We start from the raw sequence: 12816 nt of genomic DNA on the forward strand, positions 1-12816 counted from the left end.
CTTCTGAATGTACTACTTTTCCTTCCTCTACATCGTAAATCTTAAATGTCTCTGTGTGTCCAAAGTGCTGGAAAATCTGTCCATTTTCATATGTTACTGCTATTCTCATGATACCTTCTCCTTTTTCTGCTGCATATTTTTTGTAAATTTCCTGTTTGTAACATCCTCCAAAGCTGCAGTTGCCGCTCTGACCGTCACAGATTCTGAAATCTCCGCCCTCAATTTTGAGTGGATGCCCGTCGATAAGTGCATCTGCGATCTTTTTCCTGGCGATCTCGTAAATTCGCTGGACCGTTGTTCTTGCGACTTGCATAGATGCTGCACACTGCTCCTGACTGTAACCTTTCTTGTCCAAAAGACGGATTGTCTCGTACTCATCTACCGTTAGAACAATGGGTGTTTTTTTCTCAGTATCATCTGCCGGAAGAAATTCTAAAACATTGGGGAAATGACAGACTTTTCTGCATTTTACTGGTCTCGGCATAAACTGCTCCTTTCTCGCTTTTCTTATATAATAGCCCTATAAAAGGCATATGTCAATAATGTTTTTGACATATGCCTTTTATGAATCACCTTATAGTATTACTTCTTTTCATTATTTTTTAATTTACAGATACCCTGCGTCATTGTTCCCATTGGACAAAATGTACACCAGGTTCGTGGCTTATATAACACCATTACGATCAACCCTAACAACAAAGATGTAAGCATCAAACTATAAAATCCAAAACTAAACTGTGCCACCCAATCAGCTACTGTTCCGGCAGTGTATGTCCATCCCCACGGAACACGGAAGGTCCAGAATAATTTGATGGCTTCACGCAAGGATGATGATCCGGCACCAACTAAATATGTCTGAAATACCATATTCCCAAACATTGTAAGGAAAAATATCAAAAAGCCGTATCGGAACCATTTTGAACTCATCCATCGCGGGGTTGGTTTATTTCTTGAGCATTTTAAATCCCCACCGAGCTTACTAAAAAGCTGGCCACGTCCACACAAATGATTACAGAAAAATTTATTTTCACCGAATATCGCTATTCCTAACGGCAACAGGAAATCAATCATCCCAAACCAAGCAAACAAAATATTAAAAAAACCGAGAGCAAAATAAAGGATCGCCCATATCCATAAATAATCATACCAATGTTTCTTTTTCTTCACATCGCTGTCCTCTCTTTCATTTCAATACAACCTGCCGGACAGGACTTTGCACATTTTCCACATCCTACACACACTGTTTCTTCTACCACAGCATAACATCCATGGTAAACTTTGACAGCTGCCAGCGGACAAGTATTTTCACATACTCCGCAGGCAACACATCTTTTTTTATCGACACTTGCCATTCTTTTTGCCAATGCTTTGTTCCCCTTTCAAATTTTGTATCTCTATTGTACCTGAAAAAGGTAAATCCTTCTGTGATATTATTACATAAGAATTTACCTTGAACTCTAATCATTACAATGACATATTTTTATTATACATTACCTTTATATTTATATATGATGTTTAGAATTTCCTCAGTTGTTCGAATAATTTCTTTTTGTTTTTCTTTCATTGTTATAGATTTGCTTTCTTCTTCAGCTAACGAAGAGTAAAGGTGAATGGTATTAGCATGATTCCATATCTCATCGTAAATTTTCTCGATTTCATCAGCACTCCGAAATGCCTGGTCTGTTTGCATTTGCAAGTGTTCTCGTTGCTCTTCCAGATGATTCATCCGTTCTTGTAACTGATCCCTTTCTTTCTGCAATCGATCATGTTGTGCTTGCAGTTGATCTATTTGTATTTTAATTTCGCTCATCTTTTCTTTCTGTCTCCGCATAAGCATCATCAAATATACAACTACAACTACAAATACAAATAATAGTATTATGTACAGCATAAACTTCTCCTCACGACACATATATTTCGACGGTTTTCCGCAAATCAACTATTGATAATGGCATAGAAAGAACAGTTAGTTTTCCTGAATTCTTTTTAATTTCAACAGCATCAGGATTGCCTGTGATTAAAATTACAGGTGTTGTCCTGTCCGCACGCCATGGCTGATTCGGTTGGCTCGTCATATCTTCGGTAACAATCCAAAGATCCGGCTTATGTCTGCCTAATCTTGTTTTAGCACTTTCCGGTGTGTAAAACAGCATGATCTGATCTGAAATAAATTGCAATGTTTCTTTTAATCCTTTTGCATAACGTTCACTGCCACAGACCAGTGCAATAATAGAAGCAGCTTTCTTTTTTTGTGTTACCTGAATAAAATCCAAAACTGGTGTATTATAGAGACTAAAGTCTTTTTCCAAATGAACTTTATCATAATAACTCTTTGCTGCCTTGCACATCCTCAGACAAAACTGTTCTATGTCTATACGAATATCGTTTCCGTTCTCCTGTATGTTCATACTTTCCAACTGACAAACTGACATTCCACAGTTTAGTCCAAGATGAAAGCGTATATTATTTTCATCATTCAAAAATCCTTTATTTTGATGAAGATATTCACATCGAAGCTGCCAACAGCGTTCTCCGCAAATATATGGCTTTTCATCGGATTGAGATAGTTTAAAGTAGTCCCCTGCATATTCATCAAACCAGCGAATATACTGGGTTCCCACATCACGGGTCGGATTCTTTTGCCGATCCAGCATAACCCGGCCATCTCGATAATGTTTAACAATTTCCGGGAAAGCAATACCTCCGCAAATATCTGGCAAAGTCAATGCCAATGCCAGTGCAGACTGCCATCGTCTATCTACAATATTCAGTTCTACTTCTTCAATTCGGTCCAAAAATGTAAAACTGACATCTCCCTGCATTATTTATCCCTCCCTCATATTCACAACAGTCATGTACTATAGTCAGTATATTTTTATTTATGGCATATGTCAATTATATAATTGACGCATCTAAAAAAAGTAAGTATACTATGTTCGTAAAGGAGATAACTGTTATGAGCTTCGAAAATTATTTTCCACTATGGAATGACTTAAATACAGCACAGAAAAAAGTAATTTCAGACAATTTGATTACACGGGATGTAAAAAAAGGAACGATCATTCACAACGGAAACCTGGATTGTACTGGATTATTACTGGTTAAATCCGGGCAGCTTCGAACTTACATACTTTCAGATGAAGGACGAGAAATTACACTTTACCGCCTGTTCGATATGGATATGTGTCTTTTATCCGCCTCATGTATCATGCAGTCCATTCAATTTGAAGTAACCATTGAAGCAGAAAAAGATACTGATCTTTGGATCATCCCTGCTGAAATCTATAAGGACATCATGAAGGAATCGGCTCCCGTCGCAAACTATACCAATGAATTAATGGCTAGCCGTTTTTCTGATGTCATGTGGCTGATTGAACAGATCATGTGGAAGAGTTTGGATAAGCGTGTTGCTTCATTTCTTTTAGAAGAGACCTCTATCGAAGGAACAAATGAACTGAAAATCACTCACGAAACTATCGCAAACCATCTTGGTTCCCACAGGGAAGTGATCACTCGAATGCTTCGATACTTTCAGGGCGATGGTCTCGTCAAACTCTCACGCGGCAAAATCACCATCCTTGATTCGAAAAGACTGGAAACACTACAAAGATCATAAAACTGTTTTTCTATGACATCTAAAGAATCCTCCATTTATCAGAATTGTGAAAGTCATTCTAATAAATGGGGGATCTTTTTACGCTACAAGTAAATTATAAAATTATTGTGATTATTTTTTAATAATCCATACCACATGCATATGCCCTTTCAATCAACGCACGGTCATTAACCACTGCATCATAGAAGCGGAATCCACCGGAGAAGTTGTATGTTTCATAACCGTTTCCTTCCAGAATACGGCTGGCAATGTAGCTGCGCAGACCACTTTGGCATATCAAGTAAACAGGCTTTCCCTTCTCAATTTCATTGATACGTTCCCTTAGTTCATCTACAGGAATATTTCTGAATCCATCCATATGCCCCCTGTTAAACTCACCTACAGTTCTCACATCCAGCAATACAACACTTTTATCTTTAGAAATCTTATCCATATCTTCCAGATGCCATTGTTTTAAGGTACCTTTTGCTATATTGTCTATCATGAATCCTGCCATATTTACAGGATCCTTGGCAGAGGAATACGGCGGTGCATATGCAAGATCCAGATCTTTCAGCTGGGTTGCCTTCAGCCCTGCATGAATTGCTGTTGCCAGCACATCAATACGTTTATCAACTCCTTCATATCCAATAATCTGAGCACCAAGCAAACGATAAGTCTCTTTTTCAAAAACCACCTTCATGGTCATCACTTTTCCACCAGGATAGTAACCGGCATGACTCATAGGAGAAAGAATTACTGTATCTACATCTAATCCTGACTTTTTGGCATTGGTTTCATTGATACCTGTAGTGGCTGCTGTCATATCAAATACTTTGATAACGGAGCTTCCCTGACTGCCCAGGTAACGGCTGTCACCACCACAAATATTATCAGCGATGATCCTGCCCTGCTTGTTGGCTGGTCCGGCCAAAGAGATCAGCGCATCATCACCCGTAACATAATGTTTTACCTGAACTGCATCACCTGCTGCATAAATATCCGGTACAGAAGTTTCCATTCTGTCATTCACTACGATACTTCCCTTGATGCCAAGTTCCAGACCAGCTTCTTTTGCTAATGCTGTGTCTGGTGTAACTCCGATTGCCAGCACCACCATATCAGCCTGAAGGGATGGATTATCTTTTAATAGAACCTCTACTCCATTGTCCTTTTCTTTAAATCCTTCTACTGTATAGCCCAGTACCAGTTTTATCCCATGCTTTCTCATTTCATTATGGATCATGGATGCCATATCCGGGTCAAATGGGTTCATCAGCTGCTTAGGCCGCTGGACAATTGTAACATCCATGCCAAGCTCCCTAAAATTTTCTGCCAGTTCCAGACCAATAAAACCGCCACCTGCCAATACAGCCGATTTTGGATGATTCTTATTTATATATTCCTTTATCCGAAAAGTGTCTTCTACAGTACGAAGTGTAAAAAGTTTATCCATACCTACTCCGGGAAGTCTCAGCTGTGTTGGCTTTGCACCTGGAGAGAGGATCAGCTTATCATAGTTTTCTTCAAATATCTCACCATTCTCTAAATTTTTCACTGAAACCGTTTTTCGTTCCGGATGTATGGAGATAACTTCATGATGAATTTTCATGTTAATACGGAATCGTTTAAAAAAACTCTCTGGTGTCTGTAGTGTAAGTTCTTCCGGGTCTGTGATCACGTCTCCGATATAATATGGAAGCCCACAATTCGCATAGGATATGTATCCGGATCTTTCAAACACAGTAATTTCTGCATGTTCATCCAATCTTCGTATTCTTGCTGCAGCTGTAGCTCCTCCGGCTACACCGCCTACGATTATTACCTTCATCTTATTTTTCCACCTTTCCTGAATAAGCAGCAATGCCACCAATATTATTTACTTTAGAATATCCCATTCGTTGCAACATCCCAGTTGCTTGACGACTTCGGGCTCCGGAATAACAGTATACAAACAGCGGTATTTCTGTATTCTTCACTACCGAAACAACATTGTTAAGTTGTTGCAATGGCACATTTTTACTTTCTGGTATATGCCCTTCCTGATATTCCTGCGGCGTACGAACATCCAGCAGAACTGCACCAGCAGTCTTTTTATATTCCTCTATCCCTTGATTAATATTCGCCTGTTTTAAAAAATCAAAAAATCCCATTAACGCACCTCCTTAAAGCATCTCTAAGATTGCCTTCTTAGGTCTTGCCCCTGAAACTTTTGTTACAATCTTCCCATTCTTCATAACCACCAAAGTTGGAATACTCATAATACCAAATTTACTTGCCAGTTCTGGCTGCTCATCCACATTGATCTTTCCAACTTTGATATCAGGGAGTTCACTTGCTATCTCCTCTATGATAGGAGCCACCATACGACAAGGAGCACACCAAGGAGCCCAAAAGTCTAAAAGAACGGTTTTCTCGGAATCCATTATTTCATTCTGAAAATTATTTTTATTGATATTAATAGCAGACATTTTACAGTCCTCCTTGTTTTTTCTTTTGTGGCTTTATTATAATCTGAAATTCATTTGTTTTCTGTGATATCATCACATTATTATCATGATTAATTTTTAACTAATTTATTTTTTCATCTTATGATCTGATGGCAGTCTCACTTCTCCGGTCCTTTTCTTCATAATCGAGTTCTGTGTCTCCATCTGTGTTGGAATATAATCGCTTTCCTGCAGAAATGCACCTGCCGCCTCAGCATATGATTCATATCCAGCTGCTTTCATCCTCTTCAACATTTTTGCCAAAGCACTGTTCTTGTCTCTACTCACCTGACGTGTGCTGATTATTCGATGGAGTGTCACAATGTGAATATGAAGCGAATTGCTTTGCCGCTGATTATCTTCTGGAAGATGAAGATGTCCTGGAGATGCTTAACGCTGATATGTCCTTTTTCCAGGCTGCCGCAGAACTGAAAGTTCCACCGGAACTTCTTGATTTCAAATTCCGAATGATGAAACGAAGCGGCGTTCAGATTGTAGATTCTCCGATTACTTCCAACAGTGACTTTTTAAAAGATATCCCTACTTCGGGAATAATAGAAAATTACTAAATATGCTATTTTTGAAAAAGGAGATTTTTGAAAATGATCAACTTAAATAAACATAGAATAGACTTTGGAAAAGGGGATGTAGGCATTGGTGTCATCGGTAACACTACAGATTCCGCACAACTGGCATTTTATAATCAGAGTGCACGTCCCATCCATATACTCAAGAATCCAGATCAGAATCCTGGGTTCGAACCCATGGAATTTAAAGAAGAACCTTTTATCATGAGCTTCTCCAATCCTGAAAGCATTGATGCAGTTATTTCAATTTTACAACGTGCCAAATATATTAATTTCACTTCCAAAAACGAACCGCAAAAAACAGAATAGATGAATGATGTATCTTATAAAGAATGGCTGTCTTTTCTCCAATGAGCAGGCAGCCATTTCTCATGTAATTCTTTAATACAAGTCTCCCACATATCCATCTGCTTCCAGATGCATATAGCACTCGTCCACCTTCTCTGATTCCAGAATCCGCAAAACGTGTTCCATACCTGTAGCAAGTTCTTTTGTTTTTAACTCTTCCAGCGGAATCCAATAAACTCTTCCTTCCTCAGAACTCTTTAATTCTCCGGTAAACTTATCCGCTTTATACAAGGTAATAACATAGTGCACTCCGCTCTTATGCCAATGATATAATCCTCCAAGCTTCGGTGCTTCAACCGTAAGTCCTGTTTCTTCCCAGACTTCCCGAATCATAGATTTCTGAAAAATCTCATTTGCTTCTACGTGACCGCCTGGAAAAGTTGTACCGGTATAGCTATCATTTACTTTATCCAGAGCCAGTACATTCCCTTTATGATCCTGAATCATACACATATTCATAAAACAGACCTTCTCAATCTGACTCTCTTCTTTTTCATTCAGAGATTTTCTGACACGTTTGTTGATATCCGATCGTTTGGATTTATAATGCTTGAAGACCTCTCCATACGGAATCCAGATTTCTGCATCTTCAATTTTTTCATAAACAGAATCCACCACTTCTTCCAGATGTTTGTCACTCGGAAAAGTACATTTTTTCATATAATAATCTCTGGTTGCCTGAAACATCCATTCCGCAATCTTTTCTTTCTGCTTCATTTTTAACTGGGAATACTTCTTATTCGTTTGCAGTAATCTCCCATCTATCATCTTATGGTTTTTCCGTGACATCGGTTTGACCTCTTTTCTTCTTTTTCATTCAGATTTTACTATACCACAGAATCATGCTTGCGTCATACTTCTGAGCTTCGATGTCCTCTTTTTCTTCTCTCAGTACCTTATTTATAGAGGGTTCTTTTTTAAGACTCTCTTCCGGAGGCTGTGCCACCGGTAAATAGCAAGGACAGGAAGTGTATATACACTTCCGGAAAACCAGCAATTTAGGGAACCCTGCCCTAAATTAAAAACACAGAAGTCACTACTTCGAAGAACCAAAGAAAGGAGAATCTGCCTATGGCAAAGAGAAAAAGAAATATACAGATTTTGTTTTGTGTTTCCCCAGAAGAAAAAAAGCTTATTCGTAGAAAGATGATTGAATCAAAGACAAAAAATATGGGAGCTTATCTTCGTAAAATGGCAATCGACGGTTACATCGTCAACACCGATACCACTCCACTGAAGAAACAGTATGAGGAAATGCATAAGATCGGTGTGAATATTAATCAGATTGCCAAAAAAGTAAACAGCACCGGTGATCTGTATCCGGAAGAAAAGCAAGAATTAAAAGAGATGGTGAAAGAATTATGGCGTATCTTAAGATCTTCCCAATTAAAGTAACAGACAAGAAAGCTCTGGACTACATCACGAATCCAGATAAAACAGAAGAAAAACTGTTAGTTTCCAGTTTTGGCTGTTCCCCGGAAACTGCAGATCTTGAATTTTCTATGACAAGAGAAATGGCAAAAAAGAATGGAATGGACAAAGGTGATAACCTGGCATTTCATCTGATCCAGTCATTTAAACCTGGAGAAGTTGATGCCGAAACTGCCCATCGCTTAGGGCAACAATTTGCAAACGAAGTACTGAAAGGAAAATATGAATATGTGATAAGCACCCATGTTGATAAAAATCATATCCATAACCACATCATCTTTAATGCAGCAAGTTTTGTTGATCATCACAAGTATGTTTCCAATAAGCGGAGCTACCATAAAATCTGCCGGATCAGTAATCGTATCTGCCATGAAAATGGACTTGCCACCAGTATGCCAACCGGAGAAAAAGGCAAAAGTTATAAGGAGAACATGGAATATCATCGTGGCACCAGCTGGAAAGCCAAGCTACGTGTTGCAGTTGATAAAGCAATCTGGACTTCCATCAACTATGAGGAATTTTTACAAAAAATGCAGTTAGCCGGATATGAAGTCCGACAGGGAAAACACCTGTCCTTCCGTGCACCGGAACAGAAAAACTTCACTTATATGAAATCTCTTGGAAGCTATTATTCAGAAGAAAATGTCCGCATCCGTTTGGCAAAAAACCGTAACAAAATAAAAGCTCCAAGGCATCTGTCCAGAGAAGCTCGCCTGTATATCAATATCTCCACTTATGTTACGACCGGCAATCGAGAAGGATTTGAACGATGGGCAAAACTAAATAACCTGAAAGAAGCGGCACGCACCTTCAACTATCTTTCCGAAAATAACCTGCTGAATTATGAAGATTTCCAACAGCATGTTTCTGATGTTGATGCTTCTGTTAAAGCGGCTGATCAAAGAATAACGCAAATCAACAGTGAGCTGAGCACACAGAAAATCATTCAAAAACACTGTGATTCTTACCGTCTCTGCCGAAAAGTGATTGAAGATTGCAAATCTGCTAAAAATCCAAAAGCATACCGAACCAAACATCAAGCAGAATACCAACTGCACGATTCACTAAAAAAAGAGCTTCAGGATCTCGGTGTTACCAAAATCCCAAGCTCTAATAAAATCCAGAATAGGATAGAAAATCTTGAATCTGAACAAGCTGCTACTGTCCGGGAAAAACAAGAATTGCAGAAAAAGCAGAAGACACTGAATATCATTAGACAGAATTTCACAGCACTACTTAATGCTCCGGAGATGCAAATTCCCATATCAGAAAAAGAGCTAACTCTCTAAAAAGAAGGAGGTACCTACTTTAACGGTGCCTCTTGCTTTTCGTCTAATCTATTTATATCTTCCTCTTTATGCAATTTCCCATATTACAGTTGCCGTATCAGTAACATTAATATCGTCTGCCTCAATATCTATATCATATGCTCCCGGTGCACTCATTTCACATTCCGTACACTCCATTAATCTCATTTCATTCAATGGCTTTGTTACAAAATCTATCTCTCCCCAAGAATAATCAATTGCCTGTATTTCACCCAATTTCACATTTGCTGCTGTTGTAAGCACCTGTGCCTTTTGAATGGAATCCTCGATTGCTTTATGTAACAGCTCATTTTTACATTTTTCTACATCTGCCACTGTATACTCAATAGAAAACTCTGGCCTTAATGAGCTATGAGCCAAAGCGTAAAGGACTTGCCCTAATCTTTTATTATCAGCTGCAAACTCTATTTTCATATGGTGATTATACTTATAACCTTTAAATCTTCGCTTCCAGCTCTTATCTCTGTCCTGATAGCTTTCATATTCTGTATCGACATTAAAATATACTGTTTTAAGGTCTTTTCTCTGAAAACCAAGTTTCTCAAACAAATCCTTGAGAAGCTCTGTATCTTCTGTTGACCTTCGGAGAGTATCTTCATATTCTTTGCAAAGTTCTTCCTTGTTGACATATAACCGGATTTTATCCGGCTTTACTGCTATTTTCCCTTTTCCTGTAACTGCCCGAAAAAAGGACATAAAAAAATCCCTCCAAATTTAAAAACAAATTCAGAGGGTAATTTAGGGTATAACAAAATAACCCACCCGAATATCGTTTTTTTTATTTGGTGAGTTTGTTCTTTCAAATACGAAACAAAAAGAGCCGATGATTCGTGAATTGTTCCACAATTTCATCGGCTCTGCGTCTTAAGCGTCTGGCTCTTTGATGACAGTTATCTTCAAGTTGTCAACTTTAATCAATCTTTCTTGTCTGCATTTTGGACAATAAAGGGGATAATTCTCCAAAACAGTGTCCTTCCTAATTTTATTACGGGTTTTGCTCCCACAAACAGGACACAATATCCATTCGCATTTCATCATAATTAGTCTCTAATCCTTTCAAATCTCATTTTATATGACTTTTGCAAGCTGTTAAGCTAACTTGTGGAACATATGCCGAACCTTATCTATACGGCTATTCGGGCGGCGGGGTTGGCAAATAAATTTACCAATAGCTGGCTGGTATCCTTTTAACTCTGTCAAGCAGACTCCCTGCCCATTTGTGAAATAAGTTAAATCGTTCCTGTATTCTTGAATACATCTAGCAGGGATTTCTCCTTTCAGAATGACCTCGTCATTCTTTATCTGAGTACTTACAATATCTGCACAATACCTTGGAGCATCATGATACGCCCGTGAGAGATATTCCTGCGGTGCATAAATTTCAAAGTGGAGATATGGCTCTAATAGTTCTGTCCCTGCTTTTTTTAAAGCCTGCTCCAATACGATAGGGGAAAGCAGCCGAAAGTCTGCGGGGGTACTTACAGGACTATAATACAATCCATATTCAAAACAGATTTTACAGTCTGTCACTTTCCATCCATACAGCCCCTGCTCGCAGCCATAAAGAACCCCCTCCATAACCGCATTTTGGAACGATTGATTTAAATATCCAAGTGAAACTCTGCTTTCATACTGCACTCCGCTTCCAATAGGGAGCGGCTCTATGGACAACCCGACAGAAGCCCAGAAAGGATTTGGCGGGACTTCTATGTGGATGGTATATTCTGCTTTTCTAAGCGGTCTTTCCATATATATAACAGTAGGCTCTTTTATTTCTGCCTCCACATGATATTTTTCCTCAAGGATGGCACAAATGACTTCCATCTGCACATTCCCCAAAAAAGATAACATAATCTCATGTGTAACAGTATCAATGTCAAAATGCAAAAGAGGGTCTGTATCAGCAATCTCTGCGAGGGCATTTAACAGGGCTTCCCTTTGCTCCGGCTTTTGCGGCTCTACCGTTGTCCGAAGTAATGGCATGGGATTATCAATCCATGTTTTGTGAGGCAGGAGTTTTTCATTTCCCAGAATGTCGTTCAGTTTCAAAGTATCATCAGCTAAAATAACAATTTCTCCCGGACAGGCATGGTCAGCCGGGACGATTTCACCGTTTGTCGGAACACACATCTCTGTGATTTTTATTTTCTCTTTTTCAGATATTCTAATAACATCCCTCAAATGCAATGTTCCGCTATATATACGCACATAAACAAAACGCCGCCTTTTCTCTGAATATTCAATCTTAAAAACCTGCCCGCATAGTTCAGATTGACCTTCAGGCGTTGATGAATAAAATTTACTGGCAATTACTTCTATAAGCTGCCGAATCCCCAGATTGTTTTTAGCGCTTCCGTGATAAACGGGAAATAACGTTCCGTTTTGGAATCTCCTGTTTTCTTCCTGTTCCAGTTCTGACATTTTAAACGGTTTCCCTGACATATATTTCTCTAATAGTTCATCGTTTCCCATAATTACCGCATCCCACTGTTCCATATCGTCATTGTCCGTTACATTTATATGGGGATGCTGCCCAACCTTTTGCTTCACTATAATTTCCGAAGAAAGCTTTGCTTTCATTTCCCGATATACCATTGGCAAATCAATCCCCTCTTGGTCAATTTTATTGATGAAAAAAATTGTCGGAATCTTCATTATCTGTAGTGCATGAAACAGTATACGGGTCTGTGCCTGTATGCCATCCTTTGCAGAAACTAATAATACTGCTCCGTCTAATACGGATAAAGAACGGTATACTTCCGCCAAAAAATCCATATGGCCTGGCGTATCTATAATGTTGACTTTTACATCCTCCCACTGAAAAGATGTCACTGCTGTCTGGATAGTGATTCCCCTTTGACGCTCCAAATTCATTGTATCTGTCCTTGTTGTGCCTTCATCTACGCTCCCTAGTTCTGCAATTGCACCACTGGTATACAATAAACTTTCCGTTAATGTTGTCTTTCCTGCGTCAACGTGAGCCAGAATGCCTAAGTTAATTATTTTCATGTGATTTTCCTCCTATCAACACCCAAAAA

Annotated in this window: 17 protein-coding genes; 5 read left to right on the forward strand and 12 right to left on the reverse strand. The window is 38.9% G+C overall.

Translation table 11 applies throughout. The features are described 5' to 3' along the window. From ACTNDQ_RS14540 to ACTNDQ_RS14560, 5 genes are all read right to left on the reverse strand, one after another. Positions 1 to 484: DUF134 domain-containing protein (locus ACTNDQ_RS14540; protein WP_441064929.1), on the reverse strand; the 484-nt coding region annotated here is incomplete at its 3' end. A 98-nt stretch (positions 485 to 582) separates the two neighbouring features. Beyond that, positions 583 to 1167 (reverse strand): 4Fe-4S binding protein, encoded by a 585-nt coding sequence (locus tag ACTNDQ_RS14545; protein WP_055195153.1) that lies wholly within the window; start codon positions 1165 to 1167, stop codon positions 583 to 585. Next, positions 1164 to 1364: a 4Fe-4S binding protein gene (locus ACTNDQ_RS14550; protein WP_222891075.1), complete on the reverse strand. Its 201-nt coding sequence runs from the start codon at positions 1362 to 1364 to the stop codon at positions 1164 to 1166. Before ACTNDQ_RS14550 ends, ACTNDQ_RS14545 begins: the two co-directional genes overlap by 4 nt. 119 nt (positions 1365 to 1483) lie before the next feature. Next, entirely contained in the window at positions 1484 to 1810 is a 327-nt protein-coding gene (locus ACTNDQ_RS14555) for a hypothetical protein (RefSeq protein ID WP_222891074.1), read from the reverse strand. Between the two features lie 91 nt (positions 1811 to 1901). Further along, on the reverse strand, positions 1902 to 2822 hold the full coding sequence (locus ACTNDQ_RS14560; protein WP_028086467.1) for a hypothetical protein: 921 nt from the start codon (positions 2820 to 2822) through the stop codon (positions 1902 to 1904). Positions 2823 to 2932: 110 nt separating this feature from the next. On the opposite strand from ACTNDQ_RS14560, the gene ACTNDQ_RS14565 reads away from it, so the two are divergent. Next, positions 2933 to 3616 carry a Crp/Fnr family transcriptional regulator gene (locus tag ACTNDQ_RS14565; RefSeq protein WP_044924472.1) on the forward strand — a complete coding sequence of 228 codons (684 nt, stop codon included), beginning with the start codon at positions 2933 to 2935 and terminating at the stop codon, positions 3614 to 3616. 118 nt (positions 3617 to 3734) lie between these two features. Here the strand turns inward: ACTNDQ_RS14565 and ACTNDQ_RS14570 are convergent, their stop codons facing one another. The 3 genes from ACTNDQ_RS14570 to trxA are packed head-to-tail and all read right to left on the reverse strand — an operon-like array spanning position 3735 to position 6066. After that, positions 3735 to 5426: an FAD-dependent oxidoreductase gene (locus ACTNDQ_RS14570; protein WP_441064930.1), complete on the reverse strand. Its 1692-nt coding sequence runs from the start codon at positions 5424 to 5426 to the stop codon at positions 3735 to 3737. Position 5427: 1 nt separating this feature from the next. Then, entirely contained in the window at positions 5428 to 5748 is a 321-nt protein-coding gene (locus tag ACTNDQ_RS14575; RefSeq protein WP_028086465.1) for a rhodanese-like domain-containing protein, read from the reverse strand. Between the two features lie 12 nt (positions 5749 to 5760). Further along, the gene (gene trxA / locus ACTNDQ_RS14580) at positions 5761 to 6066 is read right to left on the reverse strand and encodes a thioredoxin (RefSeq protein ID WP_109317839.1); all 306 of its coding nucleotides are present in this window, start codon (positions 6064 to 6066) and stop codon (positions 5761 to 5763) included. 332 nt (positions 6067 to 6398) lie between these two features. On the opposite strand from trxA, the gene ACTNDQ_RS14585 reads away from it, so the two are divergent. Together ACTNDQ_RS14585 and ACTNDQ_RS14590 are read left to right on the forward strand one after the other, a co-directional pair. Beyond that, a complete protein-coding gene (locus ACTNDQ_RS14585) occupies positions 6399 to 6653 on the forward strand; it encodes an ImmA/IrrE family metallo-endopeptidase (RefSeq protein ID WP_441064931.1) in 255 nt (84 codons plus the stop codon). Positions 6654 to 6686: 33 nt separating this feature from the next. Next, positions 6687 to 6980, forward strand: coding sequence for a hypothetical protein (locus tag ACTNDQ_RS14590; RefSeq protein ID WP_026650130.1), 294 nt, complete (start codon positions 6687 to 6689; stop codon positions 6978 to 6980). Between the two features lie 72 nt (positions 6981 to 7052). Here ACTNDQ_RS14590 and ACTNDQ_RS14595 read toward each other — a convergent pair whose 3' ends face one another. After that, a complete protein-coding gene (locus ACTNDQ_RS14595; protein WP_049946956.1) occupies positions 7053 to 7808 on the reverse strand; it encodes an 8-oxo-dGTP diphosphatase in 756 nt (251 codons plus the stop codon). 282 nt (positions 7809 to 8090) lie between these two features. Between ACTNDQ_RS14595 and ACTNDQ_RS14600 the strand changes: the two genes are divergently transcribed. Both ACTNDQ_RS14600 and ACTNDQ_RS14605 read left to right on the forward strand, forming a co-directional pair. Then, on the forward strand, positions 8091 to 8414 hold the full coding sequence (locus tag ACTNDQ_RS14600; protein ID WP_026650133.1) for a MobC family plasmid mobilization relaxosome protein: 324 nt from the start codon (positions 8091 to 8093) through the stop codon (positions 8412 to 8414). Next, a complete protein-coding gene (locus tag ACTNDQ_RS14605) occupies positions 8381 to 9739 on the forward strand; it encodes a relaxase/mobilization nuclease domain-containing protein (protein ID WP_026650134.1) in 1359 nt (452 codons plus the stop codon). Before ACTNDQ_RS14600 ends, ACTNDQ_RS14605 begins: the two co-directional genes overlap by 34 nt. Before the next feature lie 66 nt (positions 9740 to 9805). Here the strand turns inward: ACTNDQ_RS14605 and ACTNDQ_RS14610 are convergent, their stop codons facing one another. The 3 genes from ACTNDQ_RS14610 to tet(O) form a co-directional block, all read right to left on the reverse strand. Then, positions 9806 to 10474 carry an SIMPL domain-containing protein gene (locus ACTNDQ_RS14610; protein WP_055182586.1) on the reverse strand — a complete coding sequence of 223 codons (669 nt, stop codon included), beginning with the start codon at positions 10472 to 10474 and terminating at the stop codon, positions 9806 to 9808. Positions 10475 to 10642: 168 nt separating this feature from the next. Next, positions 10643 to 10816, reverse strand: coding sequence for a cysteine-rich KTR domain-containing protein (locus ACTNDQ_RS14615; RefSeq protein ID WP_002779755.1), 174 nt, complete (start codon positions 10814 to 10816; stop codon positions 10643 to 10645). 51 nt (positions 10817 to 10867) lie between these two features. After that, positions 10868 to 12787: a tetracycline resistance ribosomal protection protein Tet(O) gene (tet(O), locus tag ACTNDQ_RS14620; RefSeq protein WP_006427719.1), complete on the reverse strand. Its 1920-nt coding sequence runs from the start codon at positions 12785 to 12787 to the stop codon at positions 10868 to 10870. Positions 12788 to 12816 lie beyond the last annotated feature (29 nt).

The sequence above is a fragment of the Blautia massiliensis (ex Liu et al. 2021) genome (assembly GCF_052064225.1).
Lineage (GTDB): Bacteria > Bacillota > Clostridia > Lachnospirales > Lachnospiraceae > Blautia_A > Blautia_A fusiformis.

Excerpts from the sequence above, each read along its gene's own strand:
- ACTNDQ_RS14555 (WP_222891074.1), bottom strand. The coding sequence starts at position 1,810 with ATGAGCGAAATTAAAATACAAATAGATCAACTGCAAGCACAACATGAT.
- ACTNDQ_RS14560 (WP_028086467.1), bottom strand. The coding sequence starts at position 2,822 with ATGCAGGGAGATGTCAGTTTTACATTTTTGGACCGAATTGAAGAAGTA.
- ACTNDQ_RS14565 (WP_044924472.1), top strand. The coding sequence starts at position 2,933 with ATGTTCGTAAAGGAGATAACTGTTATGAGCTTCGAAAATTATTTTCCA.
- ACTNDQ_RS14570 (WP_441064930.1), bottom strand. The coding sequence starts at position 5,426 with ATGAAGGTAATAATCGTAGGCGGTGTAGCCGGAGGAGCTACAGCTGCA.
- ACTNDQ_RS14575 (WP_028086465.1), bottom strand. The coding sequence starts at position 5,748 with ATGGGATTTTTTGATTTTTTAAAACAGGCGAATATTAATCAAGGGATA.
- trxA (WP_109317839.1), bottom strand. The coding sequence starts at position 6,066 with ATGTCTGCTATTAATATCAATAAAAATAATTTTCAGAATGAAATAATG.
- ACTNDQ_RS14590 (WP_026650130.1), top strand. The coding sequence starts at position 6,687 with ATGATCAACTTAAATAAACATAGAATAGACTTTGGAAAAGGGGATGTA.
- ACTNDQ_RS14595 (WP_049946956.1), bottom strand. The coding sequence starts at position 7,808 with ATGTCACGGAAAAACCATAAGATGATAGATGGGAGATTACTGCAAACG.
- ACTNDQ_RS14600 (WP_026650133.1), top strand. The coding sequence starts at position 8,091 with ATGGCAAAGAGAAAAAGAAATATACAGATTTTGTTTTGTGTTTCCCCA.
- ACTNDQ_RS14605 (WP_026650134.1), top strand. The coding sequence starts at position 8,381 with ATGGCGTATCTTAAGATCTTCCCAATTAAAGTAACAGACAAGAAAGCT.
- ACTNDQ_RS14610 (WP_055182586.1), bottom strand. The coding sequence starts at position 10,474 with ATGTCCTTTTTTCGGGCAGTTACAGGAAAAGGGAAAATAGCAGTAAAG.
- ACTNDQ_RS14615 (WP_002779755.1), bottom strand. The coding sequence starts at position 10,816 with ATGATGAAATGCGAATGGATATTGTGTCCTGTTTGTGGGAGCAAAACC.